The following is a 23,130-nucleotide window of genomic DNA, read 5'->3' on the forward strand; positions in this document are numbered from 1 at the left end:
TTCGGCTTCGGCGGCGGCCAGGGCGGCGAACTCCTCCTCGGGGGCGGCGGCGACCAGGTGGTGGCGGCTGTAGAAGGCGAAGTAGGCGAGGGCGACCGCGTAGACGGCGAGGGCGATGAGCGCCGCCGTCACGTCCACCAGGAAGGTCGCCACCAGAGCGGACAGGGCCAGGACGAACGCGGTGGTGGAGGTGGCGATCCCGCCGGGGGTGCGGTAGGGGCGGGGCAGGTCCGGCTCGCGGCGGCGCAGCACGATGTGGGAGAGCGCCATCAGGGCGTACGAGATGGTGGCGCCGAACACCGCGATGTTCAGCATCCGCGCCCCGTTGCCGCTGGCGGCGGCGAGGGCGAAGCCGATGGCGCCGGGGATCAGCAGTCCGAGGTAGGGGGACTTGCGGCGGGAGGTGAGGGAGAGGAAGCGGGGCAGATACCCGGCCCGGGAGAGGGCGAACAGCTGGCGGGAACCGGCGTAGATGAGGGAGAAGAAGGAGGCGACCAGTCCGGCCAGCCCGGCGTAGTTGACGAAGCGGCTGAGGGGGGTCGGTTCGCCGTCGCCCTGGAGCGCGACCACCAGGGGGTTTCCGGCTTCCTGGATGGCGGCGGAGCCGCGGGCGCCGGTGGCGGCGAAGAAGGTCAGGACGGCCAGGGCCACCAGGATGAGCAGGGAGAGGGAGAGCGCCTTGGGCATGGAGCGGACCGGGTCCTTGGCCTCCTCGGCGGCGAGCGGCACGCCCTCCACGCCCAGGAAGAACCACATGCCGAAGGGGAAGGCGGCCCAGATGCCGAGCAGGCCGTAGGGGAGCCAGGAGTTGGAGCCGAGGGCGGAGGCGTCCACCGGGATGTCGTTGAGGCCGTCGGCGTGGAACTCGGTGAGGGCGCCGACCGCGAAGATGAGGAGGGCGGCCACGGCGATGGCGGTGACGACCAGGCTGAAGCGCAGCGCCTCGCCGACGCCCCAGAGGTGGATGCCGATGAAGAGCGCGAAGCAGGCCAGATAGACGGGCCAGCCGGACTCCAGGCCGAAGAGGCCGAGGGACTCGACGTAGTCGCCGATGAAGATGGAGATCGCGGCGGGCGCGAGGACGTACTCGATGAGGATGGCCGTGCCGGTGAGGAAGCCGCCCCAGGTGCCGAGCGCCCGGCGGGCGAAGCCGTAGCCGCCGCCGGCCGCGGGCAGGATGGCGGACAGCTCGGCCAGCGCGTACACCAGGCAGGCGTACATCGCGCCCATGAGGACGGTGGCGATCGCCAGTCCGCCGAAGCCGCCCTGGGAGAGGCCGATGTTCCAGCCGGAGAAGTCCCCGGAGACGACGTACCCGACGCCGAGACCGGTCAGCAGCAGCCAGCCCGCGCTGCCCCGGCGCAGCGTCCGGCGGGTGAGGTAGTCGTCCGCCGGGGCCGCGGCATCCTTGGTGTCGTCCAGTGTCATGGCAGTGCTCCCGTGGTGCGTTCGGGGCCCAATGGAATGGCTACATACCATTGCGGTGAGGGAGCGGTCTGGCAAGACCCCTGCGTTACTTTCGGGTTACGTGGGCGGGTTGAGAGTTACGCGGGCGGGTCGAGAAACGGGGGAGTGCCTGTTTCCCGGCCGCCCGCCGGGGGCTCGTGCCCGGCCGGGGGGCGGGTCATGCCAGGAAGCCGCGGAGCAGTGCCGCCGTGCCGAGGCAGTGCTCGCGCATCACCTCGCGCGCGCCGTCCGCGTCGCCCTCCAGTACGGCCTCCACCAGGGCGGTGTGCTGGGCCTGGGAGTGCTCCAGGTTGCGCACCAGCAGCGGGATGCAGTCCAGCAGGTCGTTGACGGTGGCCCTCACCGCCGCGTAGCTGCCGGTGAGGGAAGGGGAGCCGGCCAGTTCGGCCAGGGTGAGGTGGAAGAGGGTGTCGGCCCGGCGGTACTCCTCCAGGGGGGCGTCCCGGGTCGCGCGCAGGGCCGTGCGCAGCCGCTCGGCGCCCTGGCCGGAGAGGCCGTGCGCCGCGCAGAGCCCGGCCGCCCCCACCTCCAGCACCTCCCGGAAGCGCAGGGTGTCCTCCAGGTCCACCGCCGCCACCCGGCGCCGCAGCTCCTCCTCGTCCGCCGAGCGGCCTGGGCGCAGCACGAAGGTGCCGCCGTAGCGGCCGCGCCGGCTCTCCACCAGTCCCTGGTCGGCCAGCACCTTCAGCACCTCGCGCAGGGTCACCCGGCTGATGCCCATCCGCTCGGCCAGCTCCCGCTCGGCCGGCAGCCGCCCGCCGTCCGGCACCAGACCGAGCCGCACCAGCTGGAGGATCTGCTCCAGCGCCTCCTCGAAACCGCTGCCCGCCCGCACCGGACGCAGTACGGGTGCCAGGCGGTCGCCGGACTCGTTCGTCGCCACTGTGGGTCTCCCCTTCCCAAGCAAAGGTCTTCCGTCATACCTTATGGCTCCCGGCTGGCCGAAGGAGGAGCATTCCCGTGGCAGACCGCACACCCCCGCTCACCGTCGAGGAGCTTCGCGCCCTCGTCGAGAGCGGCGAGATCGACACCGTCGTCCTGGCCTTCCCCGACATGCAGGGGCGGCTGGCGGGCAAGCGGTTCGCCGCCCCGTTCTTCCTCGACGAGGTGCTGGAGCACGGCGCCGAGGGCTGCGCCTATCTGCTCGCCGTCGACGTCGAGCTGAACACCGTGGACGGCTACGCCATGTCCTCCTGGGACAGCGGCTACGGCGACTTCGCCATGCGCCCCGACCTGGCCACCCTGCGCCGGGTCCCCTGGAACGAGGGCACCGCCCTGCTGATGGCCGACCTGGTCTGGCAGGACGGCTCCCCGGTCACCGCCGCGCCCCGGCAGATCCTGCGCCGCCAGCTCGACCGGCTCGCCGAGCTCGGCTACAGCGCGCACGCCGGCACCGAGCTGGAGTTCATCGTCTTCAAGGACAGCTACGAGCAGGCCTGGGACGCCAACTACCGGGGCCTCACCCCGGTCAACCAGTACAACGTCGACTACTCGGTGCTCGGCACCGGACGGGTCGAGCCGCTGCTGCGCCGCATCCGCAACGAGATGGCCGCCGCCGGGCTGATCGTGGAGTCCGCCAAGGGCGAGTGCAACCCCGGCCAGCACGAGATCGCCTTCCGCTACGACGAGGCGCTGACCACCTGCGACCAGCACTCCGTCTACAAGACCGGCGCCAAGGAGATCGCCGCCCAGGAGGGCCTGTCGCTCACCTTCATGGCCAAGTACGACCAGCGCGAGGGCAACTCCTGTCATATTCACCTGTCCTTGCAGGACGGTGAGGGACGGAACGTGATGGCGGCGGGGGACGGGGACCCGGACGACCCGTACGGGATGTCCCCGCTGATGCGGCACTTCCTGGCCGGGCAGCTCGCCGCGCTGCGGGACTTCACCCTGCTGTACGCGCCGAACATCAACTCGTACAAGCGCTTCCAGCCCGGTTCCTTCGCGCCGACGGCCGTCGCCTGGGGGCCGGACAACCGCACCTGCTCGCTGCGGGTGGTCGGCCACGGCCGCTCGCTGCGCTTCGAGAACCGGCTGCCCGGCGGGGACGTCAACCCCTACCTGGCCGTCGCCGGACTGGTCGCCGCCGGACTGTACGGGGTGGAGAACAAGCTCGAACTCCCCGAGGCGTGCGAGGGCAACGCCTACACGGCCGGTTTCCCCACCGTGCCCGCCACCCTGCGCGAGGCCGCCGAGCTGTGGGAGTCCAGCCCCATCGCCAAGGCCGCCTTCGGCGACGAGGTGGTGGCCCACTACCTCAACATGGCCCGGGTCGAACTCGCCGCCTTCGACGCCGCGGTGACCGACTGGGAGCTGCGCCGCTCCTTCGAACGGCTCTGAGACACGGCTCTGAGAAACGGCTCCGAGGAACGGCTCTGAGTCACCCCGTACATCCGCAACCCCGTCCCACAGGCACGTCCGCACGTGAGGAAACCCGTGACCGACCTTCGGGAAACCACCGAGCTCACCGTACTGAACCCCGCCACCGAGGAGACCGTCGCCACCGTCCCGGCCGCCGGTGCCGCCGAGGTGGACGCCGCGGTCGCCCGGGCCGTCGCCGCCCAACGGGGGTGGGCGGCGGCCGCCCCGGCCGACCGGGCCCGGCTGCTGCGCCGCTTCGCCACCGTCGTGGACGAGCACATCGAGGAACTGGCCCGCCTTGAGGTGACCGAGGCCGGGCACACCCTGGGCAACGCCCGCTGGGAGGCGGGAAACGTCCGCGACCTGCTGGACTACGCCGCCGGGGGAGCGGAGCGGCTGAACGGCCGGCAGATCCCGGTCCCCGGCGGACTGGACGTCACCATCCTGGAACCGCTCGGCGTCATCGGCGTCATCGCGCCGTGGAACTTCCCCATGCCGATCGCCGCCTGGGGCACCGCGCCCGCCCTCGCCGCGGGCAACGCGGTGATCCTCAAGCCCGCCGAGACCACCCCGCTGACCGCGCTGCGGCTCGCCGAGCTGGCCCTGGCCGCCGGGCTGCCGGAGGGGCTGTTCCAGGTGTTGCCCGGGACCGGGCCGGTCGCGGGAAACGCGCTGGTGGAGCACCCGGACGTGGCCAAGATCGTGTTCACCGGCTCCACCCCGGTCGGCAAGTCGATCATGGCCAAGGCGGCGGGCCGGCTGAAGCCGGTCACCCTGGAACTCGGCGGCAAGAGCCCCAACATCGTCTTCGCCGACGCCGATGTGGAGGCCGCCGCGGCCGCCACCCCGATGTCCTTCCTGGACAACGCCGGGCAGGACTGCTGCGCCCGCACCCGGATCCTGGTCCAGCGGGATGTGTACGACCGCTTCCTGGCGCTGCTGGCCCCGGCGATCGAGGCGGTACGGGTCGGGGACCCCGCCGACGGGAACACCCAGATGGGACCGCTGATCTCGCGCGCCCAGCTGGACCGGGTCCGCGGCTACGTCCCGGGCGGCGCCGCCGCGATCCGCGGCAAGGCGCCCGAGGGCCCCGGCTTCTGGTTCCCGCCCACCGTCCTCACCGCGGCCGGGGCGGACGACCCGGTCGCCGTGGAGGAGGTCTTCGGGCCCGTGGCCGTGGTCCTGCCCTTCGCGGACGAGGCCGACGCGGTACGGCTGGCCAACGCCACCGACTACGGCCTGGCCGGCTCGCTGTGGACCCGGGACGTCGGCCGCGCGCTGCGGGTCTCCGCCGCGGTCCGGGCCGGCAACCTCTCCGTCAACTCCCACTCGTCCGTCCGCTACTGGACCCCGTTCGGCGGCTTCAAGCAGTCCGGCATCGGCCGCGAACTGGGCCCCGACGCCCTCACCGCCTTCACCGAGACCAAGAACGTCTTCCTGAGCACGGAGGTCTGACCCCATGACCGACACCCCCGGCACCACCCCTGACACCACCCCCGTGGTCCCCGGCGCCGCCGCCGCGAGCGCGGCCCCGGTGTGCCGCCGGCTGGTCGGCCGCACCGCCGTGATCACCGGCGCCGGCAGCGGCATCGGGCTCGCCACCGCCCGCCGGTTCGCCGCCGAGGGCGCCAAGGTGGTCTGCGCGGACATCGACGAGCGGGCCGGCAAGGCCGCCGCCGACGAGGTCGACGGGCTCTTCGTACGGGTCGACGTGACCGACCCCGAGCAGGTCGAGGCGCTGTTCAGGACCGCGTACGACACCTACGGCAGCGTGGACGTCGCCTTCAACAACGCGGGCATCTCGCCGCCCGACGACGACTCCATCCTGGAGACCGGACTGGAGGCCTGGAAGCGGGTCCAGGAGGTCAACCTCACTTCTGTCTACCTCTGCTGCAAGGCCGCGCTGCCCTATATGCGGCGCCAGGGCCGCGGCTCCATCATCAACACGGCCTCCTTCGTCGCCATCATGGGCGCCGCCACCAGCCAGATCTCCTACACCGCCTCCAAGGGCGGGGTGCTGGCCATGTCCCGGGAACTGGGCGTGCAGTTCGCCCGGGAGGGCATCCGGGTCAACGCGCTCTGCCCCGGGCCGGTCAACACCCCGCTGCTCCAGGAGCTGTTCGCCAAGGACCCGGAGCGGGCGGCCCGGCGGCTGGTGCACATCCCGGTCGGCCGGTTCGCCGAGGCCGAGGAGATCGCCGCCGCGGTCGCCTTCCTGGCGAGCGACGACTCCTCGTTCATCAACGCCACGGACTTCCTGGTGGACGGCGGTATCTCGGGCGCCTACGTCACCCCGATGTAGTAGGGCCGTCACCCGGGTGTGGGGCCGTCGCCCCGGTGTGGGGTCCTCGCCCCGGTGTGGGGCGGTCACCTCGGTGTGGGGCGGCCACCTCGGTGGCGGGCCATCGCCCCGGTGTGGGGCCGCCACCTCGGTGTACGGCCGTCGCCCCGGCCGGGGGTGGAGCCGAGCCCTCCGCTCCCGGCCCCCTACAGTGGCGCCATGGCCATGACGACCCCGCCCGGCTGGTACCCGGACCCCGCCGCCCCCGCCCTGGAACGCTGGTGGGACGGCAGCGCGTGGAGCGGGAGCACGCGTCGGCCGGGGGCTGGTGGCGCGGGTGCTCCGGGGGCGGACGAGGTTGCCCCCGGCCCGTACGCGGCGGGGGTCGGTGGGACGGCTACACCTGGCGGCCCGTACCCGGCGCCCGGCGGGGCGGCCACCCCCAACCCGTACCCCGGCGGCTTCGGCCCGGCGGCTCCGGGGCCGTATCCGGGGAACCCGTACCGGGACCTCCCGGTGGCCGGCCCGTACGGGGGTACGGCCCAGGGGCACCCGGTCGCCCCTGCCCCGGCCGCCGCCCCCGGCCGTGGCCGGCGCCGGGTCGGGCCCGTGCTGCTCGCCGCGGTGGCGGTCACCCTGGCGGTGGTGCTGCTCCGCCCCGGGGGCGGGCCCGGCGACGGGCCGGGCGGCACCGCGGCGCCCGCGCCGACCGGGTCGGCTGGCCCGACGGCCACCGGGACCACCTCCGCGCCCAGCCCGGACGCCGACGGCGCGGACGACGGCTCCGGGGGTGAACCCACCGCGCTCACCGACCAGTTGAACGGCATCACCGTGCCCATCCCGGACGGCTGGGAGAAGCCGGAGTTCTCCAGCTCCGAGGTGCCCCTCGCCACCACCACCGCCACCGACGACTGCCCCGCCTCCTCCTGGCGCTCCTGTCCGCGCGGCAGCGTCAACTCCCGTACCGCCGCCGCGGCGGGCGACGGCAGCCCGAGGGCCATCGCCCTCGCCGACATCGCCGAGGCCGCCGAGGAGGCCTTCGGGGAGGACTCCCTGCGCAACCGCCCCTACGGCGGCATCCGCTCCCACCAGGTCGTCGCCGAGCGCTCCGTCTCGGTGGCCGGCCGCACCGGGTACCTGGTCCGCTGGCGGGTGACCACCGAGCAGGGGCCCGGCGGGCATGTCCAGTCCGTGGTGTTCCCCTCGCCGGTCGGCAGCGAGGCGCCGGTCGCCGTACGGATCGCCCTCTCGGCCGCCCCCGGCTCCCCGCCGCTCACCACCATGGACCGGATCACCGACGGCATCCGCCCTGTCGGCGACGCCACCGGCGGCGGGGTCGGCAGCTCCATCGGCCCGTAGGGACCGGGGGAGGGGTCAGAGGAAGGTGCGGCCCTCGCCTCGGTAGGTGGGCACCGAGGCCGTCACCTGGTCGCCCTCCACCAGGTGCAGGGTGTCGAACCGCTCGCACAGCTCGCCCGCCTTGGCGTGCCGGAACCACACCTTGTCGCCGATCAGCAGATCGTCCGCGGCCGCGCCGAGCAGCGGGGTCTGCACCTCCCCGGCCGCCTCCAGCGGGTCGTAGCGCAGCCCCTCCGGGAGGTACGGGACGGGCAGCCGGTCCTCGCCGACCGGCCCCGACGCCGGGTAGCCGCCGCCGAGCACGGTCACACAGCCCATCCCCGGGCGGCGCACCACCGGCTGGGCGAACAGCGCCGCCGGGCGCCCGGAGAACGACGAGTAGTGGTCGAACAGCCGCGGCTGGTACAGCCCCGACCCGGCCGCCACCTCGGTCACCGCCGCCTCCGCCGCCGTGTGCTGGACGCTGCCGGTGCCGCCGCCGTTGACGAACTCCAGCTCCGGTGCCACCGCCCGTACGGCTGCCACCGCGGCCGCCCGCCGCACCGCCAGCTCCCGGCGGGCCGCCGACTGCATCAGCCGGATGCCGCGCGAGCGCAGCGGCTGCCCGGCCACCGCGTCGCCGACCCCGGCCACATGCCCCTCGTACGCCATCAGCCCGACCACCCGGAAACCCGGGCGCCGGGCCACCGAGCGGGCCAGCTCGGCGAGTTGCCCCGGCTCCCGCAGCGGCGAGCGGCGCGCCCCGACCCGTATCCGCCCGCCGAGCAGCCGCAGCGAGGTGTCCAGCTCCAGGCAGACCCGGACCTCCTCCCGGCCGCCGTCCCGGGCGCAGTCGATCAGGTCCAGCTGGGCCGGGTCGTCCACCACCACCGTCACCGCGCCGGCCAGTTTGGCGTCCCCGGTCAGCTCGGCGAAGCCCGCCTGGTCCACCGACGGATAGGCGAGGAGCACGTCCTCGAACCCGGCCCGGGCCAGCCAGAGCGACTCCGCCAGCGTGTACGACATCACCCCGGCGAACCCGTCCCTGGCCAGCACCCGCTCCAGCAGCGCCCGGCAGCGTACGGACTTGCTCGCCACCCGCACCGGCTTGCCGCCCGCCCGGCGCACCAGATCGGCCGCGTTGGCGTCGAACGCGTCGAGGTCGACCACCGCGAGCGGGGCGTCGAAGGAGGCGGTGGCCCGGTCGTAGCGGGCACGGTCGGCGGCGCGCGGAGTCATGGGCGGAGTCATGCGGCGAGCCTGCCAGAAGCCACTACCGGTGGGTAGGGGGATGTTCCGGTCAGATCCGGCCCCGCCCCCGGACGGGGCCCCGGTCGTGTTCTCCGACGGGTCTGGCCAGCCCGTAGAGTGAGCCGGACACGCTGACGAACGGGCCTGCCCCGCGCGGCGATCCGGACGACCGCCAGGGGGGCGGATGAGCACCGAGGCGCGACGCCCGCCGGTCCGCACCAACGGCGCGCCACCGCCCGTCGACCCGCCCCCGGCCCCCGCCGCCCCACCCGGTCCCACCCGGCCCCCCGCCGGCACCTCCGCCCCCCGCCCGGCCGGGCCTCCCGCCCCCGCTGCTGGCCCCGCCGCCGCGCCCGCTTCCCGTCCGGTGTTGCCTTCGTCCGCGCCCGCTGCCTGTCCGGTGTTGCCTTCGTCCGCGCCTCGGCCGCCCGCGCCCGGCCCGTCCGGGCCCTGGCTGACCCCTGATCGGTCCGCGCCTCGGCCGTCCGCGCTTGATCCCTCCGGGCCCCGGCTGTCTGCGCTTGATCCCTCCGGGCCCCGGCCGCCCGTGCCTGACCCGTCCGGGTCCCGGCCGCCGTTGCCGGTGGTGCCGCCCGCGCCGGTGGTGCCGCCCCGACCGGCCGTGCCGCCCAGGACCGGGGCGGTGCCGCCGGGAGCCGTAACCGTGCCGCCCGGGGCCGCGCCGCTTGGAGCCGGGGCCGCGCCGTCCGGGGTCGGGGCCGCGCCGTCCGGGGTCGGGGCCGCGCCGCCTGGGCCGCTACCGTCGGCTGCGCCGACCCTGGCTGGGCCCCTGCCCCCGGCCGCACCCGCCTCCGCCGGGCCGCTGCCCCCGGCCGCGTCCGCCCCGGCCGAGCCGCCGCCCGCTCCCGTTCGACAATCCGCTCCCGTACGGCAATCCGCCCCGGTACGGCAGGCAGCTCCCGTACGGCAAGCAGCCCCCGTACGCCGATCCGCCCCCGTGCAGCGGTCGGCGCCGCCCGACCACGCGGCCGGGTCGCCTCCCTCAACGCCCCCCGCACCGCCCGCGGTTCCGGCCGCCCGGCGGCCTTCGACCGCTCCTCGGCCCGCGACCACCCCCCGCCCCGGAACCACCCCCGGGCCTGGCAGCACCCCCCGGCCCGCGACCGCCCCCGGGCCCGGAAGCACCCCTCGGTCCGGCGCCGTGCCCGGTCGTCCGGCGGCTCCCGGGAGCCCCCCGCCGCACTTCAGCACCGGGCCGCACCGGCCCACCGGCCTGAGCACCCCCACCGACCAAAGTGGGCCCACCGGCCTGAGCGCCCCTACCGGCCACAACGGATCCACTGGCCACAACCGGCCCACCGGCCACAGCACCCCCACCGGCCCCACCGGCCGCATCGGCCTCATCGGCCCGCCGCCCGAGGCGCCGGTGGAGACCACCGTGCGGCTGCGGCCGGTCCGGGCGCGCCGCCCGGTCCGTACTGCCGTCGCGCTGGTCTGCCTGGTCCTCGGCCTCGGGCTCACCGGCGGGGCCGCCGCCGGGGCGCTGATCGCCACCCGGCCGGACGGCGCACCGGCGGCCGACCGCTGGGAGCAGGCCCGCGAACTGTGGCACCGCGCCCCGGTCGACACCCTCTTCCCGGCCACCCTCAAGGGGTCCGGCGCCGGACCCGGCCGCGCCGACCGCAACTGGACCCGGATCGCCGTCGCCCCCGCCGGGACCTGCGCCGACGCGCTCGACCCGCTGCTCACCCGGACGCTGCGGCCGGTCGGCTGCGCCCGGGTGGTGCGGGCCACCTACCGGGACGCCACCTCCTCCCTGGTCACCACCGTCGGCATGGTGTTCACCAAGGGCGACCGCACCCGGATGACGGCGCTGCGCGACCGGTTCACCGACGAACGGCTCGACCGGCGCGCCGATCTGATGCCGAAGGCGCTGCCCGCCCCCGGCACCGCCGCCGCGAGCTTCCGCGACCCGCAGCGGGCCAGCTGGCGGGTGAGCGTGCTCACCGACGCGCCCGTGGTGGTGTACGCGGTGTCCGGCTTCGCCGACGGCCGTACCGTCACCACCCCGCAGCCCGCCGCCGAGGCGATGGCCCCGGGCCAGACCACCGCCCCCGCCCAGTCCGGGCTCGGCCACGAGGCCAAGGGCGTCGCCGACCGGGTCGAGCGCGGCCTGCGCAAGGCCGCCGCCGCGGCCGGACGGGAGCCCCAGCAGTGACCGCCCGCATCCGGGGCCCCCGCCGGGCCCGGGGCATCGCCGCGGCCGGATCGGCAGCCGCCCGCGGCCGGAGGGGAGCCCGGGCGGTGACGAGCGTCCGCCTCCGGGTCTCCCGGCGGGCCCGCGCGCGGGTCGCCGCGGCCGGACTGGCCGCCGCGTTCGCGGTGCTGCCCGCGGCGCCCGCGCACGCCGCCGACGGCATCCGGCCCCAGCAGTGGGGGCTGGAGGCGCTCCGCACCGAGCAGGCCTGGCGCACCACCCAGGGCGCCGGGGCCACCGTCGCGGTGCTGGACACCGGGGTCGACGCCGGCCACCCCGACCTCGCCGGCAGCGTCCTGCCCGGCAAGGACCTCATCGGCTTCGGCGCCGAGCGCGGTGAGCGGGCCTGGGCCCGGCACGGCACCGCCATGGCCGGGATCATCGCCGCCCACGGGCACGGGCCCGACGGGGAGGACGGGGTGATCGGCATCGCGCCCGAGGCGAGGATCCTGCCGGTGCGGGTCATCCTCGAAGGCACCGACCCGGAGCGCACACAGGCCCGCAAGACCAAGGGCACCGCACTCGCCCGGGGAATCCGCTGGGCCGCCGACCAAGGCGCCGACGTCATCAACCTCTCGCTCGGCGACGACAGCGCGGCCGCCCATCCCGACGCGGGCGAGGACGCGGCCGTGCAGTACGCCCTGGCCAAGGGCGCCGTGGTGGTCGCCTCGGCCGGCAACGGCGGCGAGAAGGGCGACCACATCTCCTACCCGGCCGCCTACCCCGGGGTGATCGCCGTCACGGCGGTGGACCGGTACGGCACCCGGGCCGCCTTCTCCACCCGCCGCTGGTACGCCACGATCGCCGCGCCCGGCGTGGACATCGTGATCGCCGACCCGGACCGCGGCTACTACCAGGGCTGGGGCACCAGCGCCGCCGCCGCCTTCGTCTCCGGGGCCGCCGCACTGCTCAAGTCGGCCCACCCGGACCTCACCCCGGTCGAGGTGAAGCGGCTGCTCGCGGACACCGCCCGGGACCGCCCGGCCGGCGGCGCGCACGACGACGCCAAGGGGTACGGGACGGTGGACCCGGCCGCCGCCCTCCGCGCGGCCGCCGCCCTGCGCCCCGCCGCGCCGAGGACCGCCGGCGGAGGCCCGACCCGCTTCGGCCCCGCCCCCGTACCGCCCGCCGAGAAGGAGGACGGCCCCGGGCTGCTCGCCCCCATGGCGGGCGCCGCCGGGGTGCTGCTGCTGGCCGCCGCGGCGGTGCTCTGGCGCGGCGGACGGGCCCGCGCCACTCCGCCGTCACGGTCCGTCCGGGCGGCCGATAGGCTCACCGGGTGGCGCTGAAGAACATCCCCAATCCCGGTTTCTCCGACGACGACGGTACGGCCGACCCGCGGCTCGCCGAGGCCCTGGCCGCCTGGTCCGCGGACCGGTCCGCCGAGACCCGGGCCGGGGTGCTCGCCGCCCTGAAGGAGGCCCGCCTCCTGGTGCCGGTGGTCGCGGTGCTCGGCGAGGTCGAGGAGGACCAGGCCACCGGGCTGCGCCGGGAGAAGACCAGCGACATGGCGGTGCCCACACTCACCGCGGGCGACCGCCGGGCCCTGCCCGCCTTCACCTCGCTGGAGACGCTGGCCCGCTGGGACCCGGCCGCCCGCCCGGTGGCCGTACCGCTGCGTCAGGCGCTCCAGGCGACCGCCCACGAGAAGGCCGACACCCTGGTGCTCGACCTGGCCGGTCCCGTCCCGTACGAGCTGACCGGGCCCGCGCTGCTCGCCCTCGCCGAGGGCCGCACCAGCACCGACCCGCTCACCGACCCGGCCGTCACCGAGGCGGTGCGCCGGGTGGTGGCCGCCGAGCCCGCCGTGCTCCGCGCCCACCTCGGCCCGGGCACCGCCGACGGCACCCTCGCCTTGGTGCTGGCCGAGGACGCGGTGCCCGCCGAGGCGGCCGGCCGGATCGCCCGCGCGCTGGCCGCCGACGAGACCCTCCGCGCCCGCCTGGTGCGCGGCCTGGACCTGGCCCTGCTGCCCCCCACCGCCACGCCCCCGGGCGAGCCCCTCCACGTACGGCCGTAGGTTCGGCACCACGTACGGCCGTAGGGCCGGCGCAATGCACGGCCCCGTGGCGCCCCGGGCGCGGGTCAGGGGTGCATCCGCGCCCCCTTGACGACCTTGTCCACCGCGTTGCGCGGCCCGTACACGGCCAGGCCCACCAGATCCAGCGCGTCGCCCGGGACGGCCCGGACCGCCGCCCGGTTGTCGCGGTCGTTGCCGGTGGCGAAGAGGTCCGAGGTGAACACCGCCCGGGCCAGACCCCGCCTCAGGGCCCGGCCGTGCGCGGCGGTCATCGTCTCCTTCGCCGCCTCGAAGACCAGTACCGGCTGGCGGAACATCGGCAGATACGGGGTGCCGTCGGCGTCCTCGTAGCGCTCGCCGACCACCTCCGGCAGCTCGGTGCCCAGTCCGCTCACCAGGAAGGCGGTCACGTTCAGCCGCTGCCAGGGCGCCAGGTCGTCCCGCAGCAGCACGGCGATCCTGGTGTCGAAGCGGATCGGGGCGGCCGCCACCGACACCGCGCTGCTCTCGTCGTTCTCGTTCTCGTTCTCGTTCGCGGTCTCGGTCTCGGTCTCGTTCGTCATGCCCACCAGGCTGCCGACCGGGCCGGAACGGCGTCTTGTACGTTGTTTGCATGGCTGCCCGTCAGGAGGTCACCGCGTGGCGGCCCGGCGTCCCGGGTGTCGTCGAGGTCTTCCACGCGCACTTCACCGCGCACGCCTATCCGATGCACGTCCATGACGTCTGGACGCTGCTGATCGTGGACGACGGCGCGGTCCGCTACGACCTCAACCGCCGGGAGCGGGGCACCCCGCGGGACACCGTGTCGCTGCTGCCGCCGCACGTCCCGCACAACGGCTCGCCCGCCACCGCGCACGGCTTCCGCAAGCGGGTGCTCTATCTGGACCTGAGCCGGCTGGACGAGAGCTTCGTCGGCCCGGCCGCGGACACCCCCGACCTGGTCGATCCGCTGCTACGGCGGCGGGTGGCGCGGCTGCACACCGCGCTGGCGGCCGGGACGGGGGCCGAGCAGTGGGAGGCGGAGAGCAGGCTCGCCCTGATCGCCGAACGGCTCCGGGGCCATCTGCGGCCCCGGCTCGCCGAGGAGCCCTTCGACCCCGGCCGCCGCGGGGTGGCCGCCGAGCTGCGGGACCTGCTGGACGCCCGGGTGGAACGGGGGATGACGCTGGCCGAGGCGGCGGCGCTGCTGCACGCGCACCCCGCCCATCTGGTACGGGCGTTCAGCGCCGCCTTCGGGATCGCCCCGCACCGCTATCTGACCGCGCGGCGGGTGGAGCGGGCCCGCGGGCTGCTGCTGGACGGGCTGCCGCCGGCCGAGGTGGCCACCGCGGTGGGCTTCCACGACCAGGCGCATCTGGGACGCCACTTCGGCCGGCTGGTGGGCGTGCCCCCGGGGCGGTACGCGCGCTCCCGGTCCCGTTAGTCCTCAGGGTGCCGGGACCGGGACCGGGCAGCCGGGCAGCCGCCTCAGCCGAAGACCGGGCCGGTGTACTTCTCGCCCGGGCCCTGGCCCGGCTCGTCGGGGACGAGGGACGCCTCGCGGAAGGCGAGCTGGAGCGACTTCAGGCCGTCCCGGAGCGGGGCGGCGTGGAAGGAGCTGATCTCCGTGACGCCCGCGTCCAGCAGCCCGGCCAGCGCGTGCACCAGCTTGCGGGCCTCGTCCAGGTCCTTGTGGGCGTCGCCGTCCTCGGTGAGGCCCAGCTTCACCGCGGCGGCGCTCATCAGGTTGACGGCGACCGTGACGATCACCTCGACCGCGGGCACCTCGGCGATGTCGCGGGTCATGGCGTCGAAGTCGGGGGTGTCGTTGCCCGGGCCGGAGCCCGCCGGGGTGGCGTCGTCGTTCATGCGTCACACCTTAGGCGTACGGGAGGAGGGGTACGGGATCGGGCCCGGCGGGCGCCCGAGAGGCGGCCGGGCCGGCGCGTACCGCCCTCTACCCTCCCGTACCGTCCCGCCGGCGACCGGGCCGGCGCGTACCGCCCCGTACCGCCCCACCGGCGAGTCCCGCCCCAGAGCCGTAGCCAGGCCGCCTTCCCGTCCGTGGCCGCCGGCGGCGCGCCTGGTCGCACCGCCGACGGCGAGGTGCTAACCTTGTGTGACGACCGGCCGGACGCCTGTGCGCTCCGGCCCGCAAGTGGAGGCTCCGATCTCCCACCTGGCCACCCCTCGGGGAGGCGGGTCACCGGTCAGGCGGTCCCCATCGTTCCGTACGGACGATGGATCCGCCCGATGTGCGCCCCGCGGTTGACCGCGGCGGTGCTCCGGTTTGCCTTGGAGCCCCGCCTGCGTCCCGTCCGGGGCATTTTTCATGTGCCGGCGCGGTTGGTCTCAACTGTCACAAGACGTTACGCGTCCGTCCGCCAGGCGTTCGCGTGGTGCTACCGAGGAGGATCCATCAGCGCCGAGCCCCGCATCAACGACCGGATTCGCGTTCCCGAGGTGCGACTTGTCGGTCCCAGCGGCGAGCAGGTCGGGATTGTTCCGCTTGCCAAGGCCCTGGAGCTTGCGCAGGAGTACGACCTCGACCTCGTCGAGGTGGCGGCCAACGCCCGTCCGCCGGTCTGCAAGCTCATGGACTACGGCAAGTTCAAGTACGAGTCGGCCATGAAGGCCCGTGAGGCGCGCAAGAACCAGGCGCACACGGTCATCAAGGAGATGAAGCTCCGGCCGAAGATCGACCCGCACGACTACGACACCAAGAAGGGTCACGTCGTCCGGTTCCTCAAGCAGGGCGACAAGGTCAAGATCACGATCATGTTCCGCGGACGTGAGCAGTCCCGGCCGGAGCTCGGCTACCGGCTGCTGCAGCGCCTCGCGGAGGACGTCCAGGACCTGGGCTTCGTCGAGTCGAACCCCAAGCAGGACGGCCGGAACATGATCATGGTTCTCGGTCCGCACAAGAAGAAGACCGAGGCGATGGCCGAAGCCCGCGAGGCGCAGGCCGCCCGCAAGGCCGAGCGCCAGGGCCAGCCGGCCCAGGCCGACGAGTCCGCCGATGCGGAGCAGTCGGTCGAGGCGGAGCAGCCGGCCCCGGCGGAGCAGCCCGCCGAGTAGGTCCCGCCAGGGACCTGGACCCGAGGCACCCGCCCCGGATTCAACCGATACATCTGACGCCCCCACCGCCGGTCCCGACCGGGCCGGCGGGGAGCGCCACTGACGAGGAGAGAACGGCGCGATGCCGAAGAACAAGACGCACAGCGGTGCCAAGAAGCGCTTCAAGATCACCGGCTCCGGCAAGGTGCTCCGCGAGCGCGCCGGCAAGCGCCACCTGCTGGAGCACAAGTCCTCCAAGCTGACCCGCCGCCTCACCGGCAACGCCGAGATGGCCCCGGGCGACGCCGCCAAGATCAAGAAGATGCTCGGCATCTGAGCGACGCTCGCACGCCGGATCAGCCGCCGCCCGCAGGCGCGGGCCGCCGCCGGCTGATCGGCGTCACGCCCTCGGCGACGAGGGCCGCCGGCGGCACCCGCCGGGACCCAATCGTTTCCGGGCCGTATGGGCACCACCACGGCCCCGCTACAAGGAGTTAACACGTGGCACGCGTCAAGCGGGCAGTCAACGCCCACAAGAAGCGCCGGGCGATCCTGGAGCAGGCCAGCGGCTACCGCGGCCAGCGCTCCCGCCTCTACCGCAAGGCCAAGGAGCAGGTCACCCACTCGCTGGTCTACAACTACAACGACCGGAAGAAGCGCAAGGGCGACTTCCGTCAGCTGTGGATCCAGCGGATCAACGCCGCGGCCCGCGCCAACGGCATCACCTACAACCGCTTCATCCAGGGTCTGAAGGCCGCCAACATCGAGGTGGACCGCAAGATCCTGGCCGAGCTCGCGGTCAACGACGCCGGCGCGTTCGCCGCGCTCGTCGAGGTGGCCCAGAAGGCGCTGCCGAGCGACGTCAACGCCCCGAAGGCCGCCGCCTGATCCACCGGCATCCGCCGGCCGGCCCCGCGCCGGCCGCCTGATCCGCCAGGCGCGCACCTTCCGCGTATCCCGCCCGGACCCGCAGGCCCCGCGCCTGCGGGTCCGGTCTTTGCCCGGAGGCCTCCGCCCCCTCGGGAAGGGCCCCGCTCCGGCCGCCCGCCGCCCCGCCGCCGACCCACGAAGGAAGCCGCCGCCCGCCATGGCCACCCCCGAGCTGATCTCCCCCCGCTCCCCGCGCGTCACCGCCGCCCGGCGGCTCGCCAAGCGGACCTTCCGGAGCAAGGAGCGCCTGTTCATCGCCGAGGGCCCGCAGGCCGTCCGCGAGGCGGTCGCCCACCGGGGGCCCGGGACCGCGGCCGGCACCGGGGAGCCGACCCTGGTGGAGCTGTTCACCACCGTCGAGGCCGCCGAGCGGTACGCGGACATCGTCGCCGCCGCCCGGGCCGCCGGGGCCCGGGTGCACCACGCCTCCGCCGACGTGCTGGCCGACGTCTCGCAGACCGTCACCCCGCAGGGGCTGCTCGGGGTGTGCCGGTTCCTGGACTCGCCGTTCGCCGAGGTGCTGGCCGCCCGCCCCCGGCTGGTCGCCGTGCTCGCCAACGTCCGCGATCCCGGCAACGCCGGCACCGTGCTGCGCTGCGCCGACGCGGCCGGAGCGGACGCGGTGGTGCTCACCGACGCCTCGGTGGACCTGTACAACCCCAAGGCGGTACGGGCCTCGGTGGGCTCCGTCTTCCACCTCCCGGTCGCCGTGGGCGTCCCCGTGGAGCAGGCCGTCGCCGGGCTGCGGGAGGCCGGGGTGCGGGTGCTGGCCGCCGACGGGGCCGGCGAGCGGGACCTGGACGCCGAGCTGGACGCCGGCACCATGGGCACCCCCACCGCCTGGGTCTTCGGCAACGAGGCCTGGGGCCTGCCCGAGGAGACCCGGGCGCTCGCCGACGCCGTGGTCCGCGTCCCCATCCACGGCCGCGCCGAGAGTCTGAACCTCGCCACCGCCGCCGCCGTGTGCCTCTACGGCTCCGCCCGTGCGCAGCGTGCTGCCGGAGGGTGCCGCTCCGTGACCTCCAGCTAGTAGGGTGACGGGCTCGGGGGCCAAGCGTCACACGACGGAGGGGTAGGGATTCGGCGATGACGCGCGCCACGAGCAGGCCCGAGATCGCCGCGGGTACTCCGGCGGCCTTACTGGGCGGCTGCGACCCGGACGACCTGCCGGACGGACTGGTCATCGCCGACGGGGACGGCCGGGTGGTCTGCTTCAACACCGCCGCCGCCCGGATCACCCGGACCCCCCGCGCCCAGGCGATCGGCGCCCCGCTGGAGCGGGCGCTGCCGCTCCAGGACCTCAAGGGGCGCCGCTGGTGGGCGCTGACCGACCCCTACGGCGGGCTCGCCATCCGCGGCGGGCAGCCCGAGCGGAACCTGCTGCTGCCCGGCAGCCGGGAGGTGCTGGTCGCCGCCCGCTACGTCCGCGACCGGCCGCTCGGCCCGGTCGAACGGGTCGTGGTCACCCTGCGCGGCACCGAGGCCCGGCGCCGTACCGAGCGCAGCCACGCCGAGCTGATCGCCACCGTCGCCCATGAGCTGCGCTCCCCGCTCACCTCGGTCAAGGGCTTCACCGCCACCCTGCTGGCCAAGTGGGAGCGGTTCACCGACGACCAGAAGCGGCTGATGCTCCAGACCGTGGACGCCGACGCCGGACGGATCACCCGGCTGATCGCCGAGCTGCTGGACATCTCCCGGATCGACTCCGGGCGCCTGGAGGTGCGGCGCCAGCCGGTGGACCTCGCCGCCGCGGTCGGCCGCCACATCCAGGCGCATCTCTCCTGCGGGGAGCCGCCGGACCGTTTCGTCGCCCGGGTGCGCCGCCCGCTGCCCGAGCTGTGGGCCGACCCCGACAAGATCGACCAGGTACTCGGCAACCTGCTGGAAAACGCGGTGCGCCACGGCGAGGGAACCGTCACCATCGAGGTGGCGCCCGCGGACGCGGGCGCCGGCGGCGAGGGCGACCAGGAGAAGGGGACGGCGGTGACCGTGAGCGACGAGGGACCCGGCATCCCCGAGGAGTCGATGGCCCGGGTCTTCACCCGCTTCTGGCGCGGCAGCAAGCGCGGCGGCACCGGGCTCGGCCTCTATATCGTCAAGGGCATCGTGGAGGCGCACGGCGGCACCATCACCGTCGGCCGGGCCCCCTCCGGCGGCGCCCAGTTCCGATTCACCCTGCCCGTGGGCACCCCGGCCGGCCTGCTCTAGCGGCCCCGGCCGCCCGGCCCGCGGGCGCCTCCACCCCGGCGCGGGCCGGACGCCACCGGGCACGGCCGCCCCACCTCCGTACCGCCACCGGGGATGCCACCCGGCGGACCCCGCTCACGGGCGCCCGCCGGGCCCGCCCCGTACCCCCGCTAGACTCGACCTTTGGCACATTCACGTCCTCGGTCGTCGAGCGGGGGCCCCAGCCACCCCATCGGAAGCACGGGAAGAGATGTCGGCACCCAACAAGTCGTACGACCCAGTCGAGGTCGAGGCACTGAAACCGGAACAGATCGAGCGCATGAAGGACGAGGCGCTCGCCGCCTTCGCCGCCGCCGCCGACCTGGACGAGCTCGCCTCCGCGAAGACCGCCCACACCGGCGGCACCTCGCCGCTCGCCCTCGCCAACCGGGAGATCGGCGCCCTGCCGCCCCAGGCCAAGGCGGAGGCCGGCAAGCGCGTCGGCCAGGCCCGCGGCCAGGTCAGCAAGGCGCTCGCCGCCCGCCAGGTGGAGCTGGAGGCCGAGCGGGACGCCCGCGTGCTGGTCGAGGAGGCCGTGGACGTCACGCTGCCCCACGACCGCGTCCCGGCCGGCGCCCGCCACCCGCTCACCACCTTCATGGAGCGCGTCGCCGACGTCTTCGTCTCCATGGGGTACGAGATCGCCGAGGGCCCCGAGGCCGAGGCCGAGTGGTTCAACTTCGACGCCCTGAACTTCGTACCGGACCACCCGGCCCGGCAGATGCAGGACACCTTCTTCGTCCAGGGCGCCTCTCCGGAAGGGAAGGCCACCACCGGCGACGAGTCCGGCGTCGTGCTGCGCACCCACACCTCACCGGTGCAGGCCCGCACCCTGATCGACCGCGAGCCGCCGGTCTACGTGGTCTGCCCCGGCCGGGTCTACCGGACCGACGAGCTGGACGCCACGCACACCCCGGTCTTCCACCAGATCGAGCTGCTCGCCGTGGACGAGGGCCTGACCATGGCCGACCTCAAGGGCACCCTGGACCACATGGTCCGCGCCCTGTTCGGGCCGGACATGAAGACCCGGCTGCGGCCCAACTACTTCCCCTTCACCGAGCCGTCCGCCGAGATGGACATGCTCTGCTACGTCTGCCGCGGCGCCTCCGTCGGCGACCCGGAGCGGCCCTGCCGCACCTGCGGCAGCGAGGGCTGGATCGAGCTGGGCGGCTGCGGCATGGTCAACCCCAACGTGCTGATCGCCTGCGGGGTCGACCCGGCGAGGTACAGCGGGTTCGCCTTCGGGTTCGGCATCGAGCGGATGCTGATGTTCCGCCACAACGTCGAGGACATGCGAGACATGGTCGAGGGTGACGTCCGGTTCACCCGGCCGTTCGGGATGGAGATCTGATGCGGGTCCCGCTTTCGTGGCTGCGGGAGTACGTCGACCTGCCGGCGGGCGAGACCGGCCGCGACGTACAGGCCAAGCTGGTGCCGGCCGGCCTGGAGGTCGAGACCGTCGAGCGCCTCGGCGCCGGGCTGACCGGCCCCCTGGTGGTCGGCAGGGTGCTCACCGTCGAGGAGCTGACCGAGTTCAAGAAGCCGATCCGCTTCTGCACGGTCGACGTCGGCTCCGCCAACGGCACCGGGGAGCCGCAGGAGATCATCTGCGGCGCCCGGAACTTCGCCGAGGGCGACAAGGTCGTCGTCGCGCTGCCCGGCGCGGTGCTGCCCGGGGACTTCCGGATCGCCGAGCGCAAGACGTACGGCCGGATGTCCCGCGGCATGATCTGCTCCGGCGACGAGCTCGGCATGGGCGACGACGGCAGCCACGGCATCATCGTGCTGCCGCCGGAGCACGAGGTCGGCACCGACGCCACCGTGCTCCTTGAGCTGTACGACGAGGTCCTGGACATCGCCGTCACCCCGGACCGCGGCTACTGCCTCTCGCTGCGCGGGATCGCCCGGGAGACCGCCATCGCCTACGGGCTGCCGCTGCGCGACCCGGCACTCCTGGACGTGCCCGGCCCCAACGCGTACGGCTACCCGGTCTTGGTCACCGACCCGGTCGGCTGCTCCCGCTTCACCGCGCGCACCGTGGTCGGCCTCGACCCCGAGGCCCGCTCCCCGATCTGGCTCCGGCGCCGCCTCCAGAAGGCCGGCATGCGGCCGATCTCGCTCGCCGTGGACGTCACCAACTACGTGATGCTGGAGCTCGGCCAGCCGCTGCACGCCTACGACCGGAGCCGGCTGGACGGGCCCATCGCGGTGCGCCGCGCCGAGCCCGGCGAGAAGATCACCACCCTCGACGGCACCGTCCGGGTGCTGGATGCCGAGGACCTGCTGATCACCGACAACCGCGGCCCGATCGGGATCGCCGGTGTCATGGGCGGCGCCAACACCGAGATCGCCGACCCGGTCACCGACCCGGAGACCGGCCAGGTCAGCGGCACCACCGACGTGGTGATCGAGGCCGCCCACTTCGACGCCATCGCCATCGCCCGCACCGCCCGCCGCCACAAGCTGTCCTCCGAGGCGTCCCGGCGCTTCGAGCGCGGCGTGGACCCGGCGGCGGCCGCGGCCGCGGCGCAGCGCACCGTGGACCTGCTGGTGCTGCTCGCCGGCGGCACCGCCGAGGCCGGGGTGACCGAGGTGCTGGCGCCCTCCGCGCCGCACACCGTCGCCATGCCCGCCGACCACCCCGACCGGGTGGCCGGGATGGTCTACGGCCGCGAGACGGTGGTCCGCCGCCTCCAGGAGATCGGCTGCGACGTCTACGGGCAGGACGAGCTGGTCGTCACGGTGCCGTCCTGGCGCCCCGACCTGCGCGAGCCCAACGACCTCGCCGAGGAGGTCATCCGGCTGGAGGGGTACGAGAGCCTGCCCTCCACCCTGCCCAGGCCCCCGGCCGGCCGCGGGCTCACCGCGCGCCAGCGGGTGCACCGCCGGGTCGGCCGCGCGCTGGCCGGCGCCGGGTACGTCGAGGCGCTGAACTACCCGTTCATCGGCGAGCAGGTGCTCGACCAGCTGGACCTCCCGGCCGGCGACCCCGCCCGCCGCACGGTGAAGCTGGTCAACCCGCTCTCCGACGAGGAGCCGGCGCTGCGCACCACGCTGCTGCCGGGCCTCCTCGCCGCGCTGCGCCGCAACGACGGGCGCGGCAGCCATGACCTGGCTCTCTTCGAGACCGGCCTGGTCTTCACCGCGGCCGATGAGTCGGGCATCGCCGCCCGCCTCCCGGTCGACCGCCGCCCCACCGACGAGGAGATCGCCCGCGTCAACGCCGTGCTGCCGCGGCAGCCCCGGCACGCCGCGGTGGTCCTCGCCGGGGCGCGCGAGCAGGCCGGCTGGTGGGGCCAGGGCCGCCCGGCCGACTGGGCCGACGCGGTCGAGGCCGCCCGTACGGTGGCCCGCGAGGCCGGTGCCGAACTCCTGGTCCGCCAGGGCCAGTACGGCCCCTGGCACCCGGGCCGCTGCGCCGAGCTGGTGGTGGTCGTGGACGGCGAGGAGCGGGTGGCCGGCCACGCCGGAGAGCTGCACCCCCGGGTCGTGAAGGCCCTGCACCTGCCGGCCCGGACCAGCGCCATGGAGCTGGACCTGGACCTGGTCGAGGCCGCCACCACCGGCCCCGTCCCGGCCCCCCGGATCTCCACCTTCCCGGTGGCCACCCAGGACGTCGCCCTGGTGGTCGACACCGCGGTGCCCGCCGCCGAGGTGGAGCGGGCCCTGCGCGAGGGCGCGGGTGAACTCCTCGAATCCCTCCGCCTGTTCGACGTGTTCACCGGCGAGCAGATCGGCGCGGGCCGCAAGTCCCTCGCCTACGCGCTCCGCTTCCGCGCCGCCGACCGCACCCTCACCGTCGAGGAGGCCTCCGCCGCCCGCGACACCGCGGTCGCCCTGGCCGCCGAACGCACCGGCGCGGTCCTCCGGGGCGCCTGACCGGCACCCGTCCCGTCCCGGACACGAAGAACGCCCCGCCCCCGGTTGCTACGGCGCCGGGGGCGGGGCGTTTCGGCAGGGGGCGGCCCGGTCCCTGGGGTCGCCATGTCTTCGGGCCACCCA

20 protein-coding genes are annotated in these 23,130 nt (G+C 75.0%); 15 read left to right on the top strand and 5 right to left on the bottom strand.

Annotated elements, in window-relative coordinates:
- The coding region (gene eat, locus M1O15_RS28385) for an ethanolamine permease (RefSeq protein ID WP_248637071.1) at positions 1-1,428 on the bottom strand (1,428 nt) is incomplete at its 3' end.
- Between the two features lie 196 nt (positions 1,429-1,624).
- The gene (locus M1O15_RS28390) at positions 1,625-2,350 is read right to left on the bottom strand and encodes a FadR/GntR family transcriptional regulator (protein ID WP_248637072.1); all 726 of its coding nucleotides are present in this window, start codon (positions 2,348-2,350) and stop codon (positions 1,625-1,627) included.
- Between the two features lie 77 nt (positions 2,351-2,427).
- Between M1O15_RS28390 and M1O15_RS28395 the strand changes: the two genes are divergently transcribed.
- The 4 genes from M1O15_RS28395 to M1O15_RS28410 all read left to right on the top strand — a co-directional run bounded on the left by M1O15_RS28395 (position 2,428) and on the right by M1O15_RS28410 (position 7,468).
- A complete protein-coding gene (locus M1O15_RS28395) occupies positions 2,428-3,807 on the top strand; it encodes a glutamine synthetase family protein (RefSeq protein WP_248637073.1) in 1,380 nt (459 codons plus the stop codon).
- 96 nt (positions 3,808-3,903) lie between these two features.
- Positions 3,904-5,283, top strand: coding sequence for an aldehyde dehydrogenase family protein (locus M1O15_RS28400; RefSeq protein WP_248637074.1), 1,380 nt, complete (start codon positions 3,904-3,906; stop codon positions 5,281-5,283).
- A 4-nt stretch (positions 5,284-5,287) separates the two neighbouring features.
- Positions 5,288-6,130 (top strand): 3-oxoacyl-ACP reductase, encoded by an 843-nt coding sequence (locus M1O15_RS28405; RefSeq protein ID WP_248637075.1) that lies wholly within the window; start codon positions 5,288-5,290, stop codon positions 6,128-6,130.
- A gap of 198 nt (positions 6,131-6,328) precedes the next feature.
- Positions 6,329-7,468 carry a DUF2510 domain-containing protein gene (locus M1O15_RS28410; protein ID WP_248637076.1) on the top strand — a complete coding sequence of 380 codons (1,140 nt, stop codon included), beginning with the start codon at positions 6,329-6,331 and terminating at the stop codon, positions 7,466-7,468.
- 15 nt (positions 7,469-7,483) lie between these two features.
- On the opposite strand, the gene M1O15_RS28415 is transcribed toward M1O15_RS28410, so the two are convergent.
- Positions 7,484-8,686, bottom strand: a complete 1,203-nt coding sequence (locus tag M1O15_RS28415) for an amino acid deaminase/aldolase (RefSeq protein ID WP_248637112.1) — start codon at positions 8,684-8,686, stop codon at positions 7,484-7,486.
- A 1,399-nt stretch (positions 8,687-10,085) separates the two neighbouring features.
- On the opposite strand from M1O15_RS28415, the gene M1O15_RS28420 reads away from it, so the two are divergent.
- The 3 genes from M1O15_RS28420 (at position 10,086) to M1O15_RS28430 (ending at position 12,936) form a co-directional block, all read left to right on the top strand.
- On the top strand, positions 10,086-10,877 hold the full coding sequence (locus M1O15_RS28420) for a hypothetical protein (protein ID WP_248637077.1): 792 nt from the start codon (positions 10,086-10,088) through the stop codon (positions 10,875-10,877).
- A gap of 86 nt (positions 10,878-10,963) precedes the next feature.
- Complete coding sequence (gene mycP, locus M1O15_RS28425; RefSeq protein WP_372499604.1) at positions 10,964-12,205, top strand: type VII secretion-associated serine protease mycosin; 1,242 nt, start codon at positions 10,964-10,966, stop codon at positions 12,203-12,205.
- Complete coding sequence (locus M1O15_RS28430) at positions 12,196-12,936, top strand: SseB family protein (RefSeq protein WP_248637078.1); 741 nt, start codon at positions 12,196-12,198, stop codon at positions 12,934-12,936. Before mycP ends, M1O15_RS28430 begins: the two co-directional genes overlap by 10 nt.
- A 65-nt stretch (positions 12,937-13,001) precedes the next feature.
- On the opposite strand, the gene M1O15_RS28435 is transcribed toward M1O15_RS28430, so the two are convergent.
- Positions 13,002-13,499 carry a DUF2000 family protein gene (locus M1O15_RS28435; RefSeq protein ID WP_282577378.1) on the bottom strand — a complete coding sequence of 166 codons (498 nt, stop codon included), beginning with the start codon at positions 13,497-13,499 and terminating at the stop codon, positions 13,002-13,004.
- Between the two features lie 50 nt (positions 13,500-13,549).
- On the opposite strand from M1O15_RS28435, the gene M1O15_RS28440 reads away from it, so the two are divergent.
- Entirely contained in the window at positions 13,550-14,359 is an 810-nt protein-coding gene (locus M1O15_RS28440) for an AraC family transcriptional regulator (RefSeq protein WP_248637079.1), read from the top strand.
- A 44-nt stretch (positions 14,360-14,403) separates the two neighbouring features.
- On the opposite strand, the gene M1O15_RS28445 is transcribed toward M1O15_RS28440, so the two are convergent.
- Positions 14,404-14,784 (bottom strand): DUF1844 domain-containing protein, encoded by a 381-nt coding sequence (locus M1O15_RS28445; protein WP_248637080.1) that lies wholly within the window; start codon positions 14,782-14,784, stop codon positions 14,404-14,406.
- Positions 14,785-15,261: 477 nt separating this feature from the next.
- On the opposite strand from M1O15_RS28445, the gene infC reads away from it, so the two are divergent.
- The 7 genes from infC to pheT all read left to right on the top strand — a co-directional run bounded on the left by infC (position 15,262) and on the right by pheT (position 23,007).
- A complete protein-coding gene (infC, locus tag M1O15_RS28450) occupies positions 15,262-15,993 on the top strand; it encodes a translation initiation factor IF-3 (RefSeq protein ID WP_248637115.1) in 732 nt (243 codons plus the stop codon).
- Positions 15,994-16,114: 121 nt separating this feature from the next.
- Positions 16,115-16,309: a 50S ribosomal protein L35 gene (rpmI, locus tag M1O15_RS28455; RefSeq protein ID WP_019884943.1), complete on the top strand. Its 195-nt coding sequence runs from the start codon at positions 16,115-16,117 to the stop codon at positions 16,307-16,309.
- A 164-nt stretch (positions 16,310-16,473) separates the two neighbouring features.
- Entirely contained in the window at positions 16,474-16,860 is a 387-nt protein-coding gene (rplT, locus tag M1O15_RS28460; RefSeq protein ID WP_248637081.1) for a 50S ribosomal protein L20, read from the top strand.
- 199 nt (positions 16,861-17,059) lie between these two features.
- Positions 17,060-17,932, top strand: a complete 873-nt coding sequence (locus M1O15_RS28465; protein ID WP_248637082.1) for a TrmH family RNA methyltransferase — start codon at positions 17,060-17,062, stop codon at positions 17,930-17,932.
- 56 nt (positions 17,933-17,988) lie between these two features.
- Positions 17,989-19,110 (top strand): sensor histidine kinase, encoded by a 1,122-nt coding sequence (locus tag M1O15_RS28470; RefSeq protein ID WP_248637083.1) that lies wholly within the window; start codon positions 17,989-17,991, stop codon positions 19,108-19,110.
- 229 nt (positions 19,111-19,339) lie between these two features.
- On the top strand, positions 19,340-20,479 hold the full coding sequence (gene pheS / locus M1O15_RS28475) for a phenylalanine--tRNA ligase subunit alpha (RefSeq protein WP_248637084.1): 1,140 nt from the start codon (positions 19,340-19,342) through the stop codon (positions 20,477-20,479).
- Positions 20,479-23,007, top strand: a complete 2,529-nt coding sequence (gene pheT / locus M1O15_RS28480; RefSeq protein WP_248637085.1) for a phenylalanine--tRNA ligase subunit beta — start codon at positions 20,479-20,481, stop codon at positions 23,005-23,007. Before pheS ends, pheT begins: the two co-directional genes overlap by 1 nt.
- Positions 23,008-23,130 lie beyond the last annotated feature (123 nt).

It is taken from the genome of Streptomyces lichenis (assembly GCF_023218175.1).
In the GTDB taxonomy this organism is placed as follows: domain Bacteria; phylum Actinomycetota; class Actinomycetes; order Streptomycetales; family Streptomycetaceae; genus Streptomyces; species Streptomyces lichenis.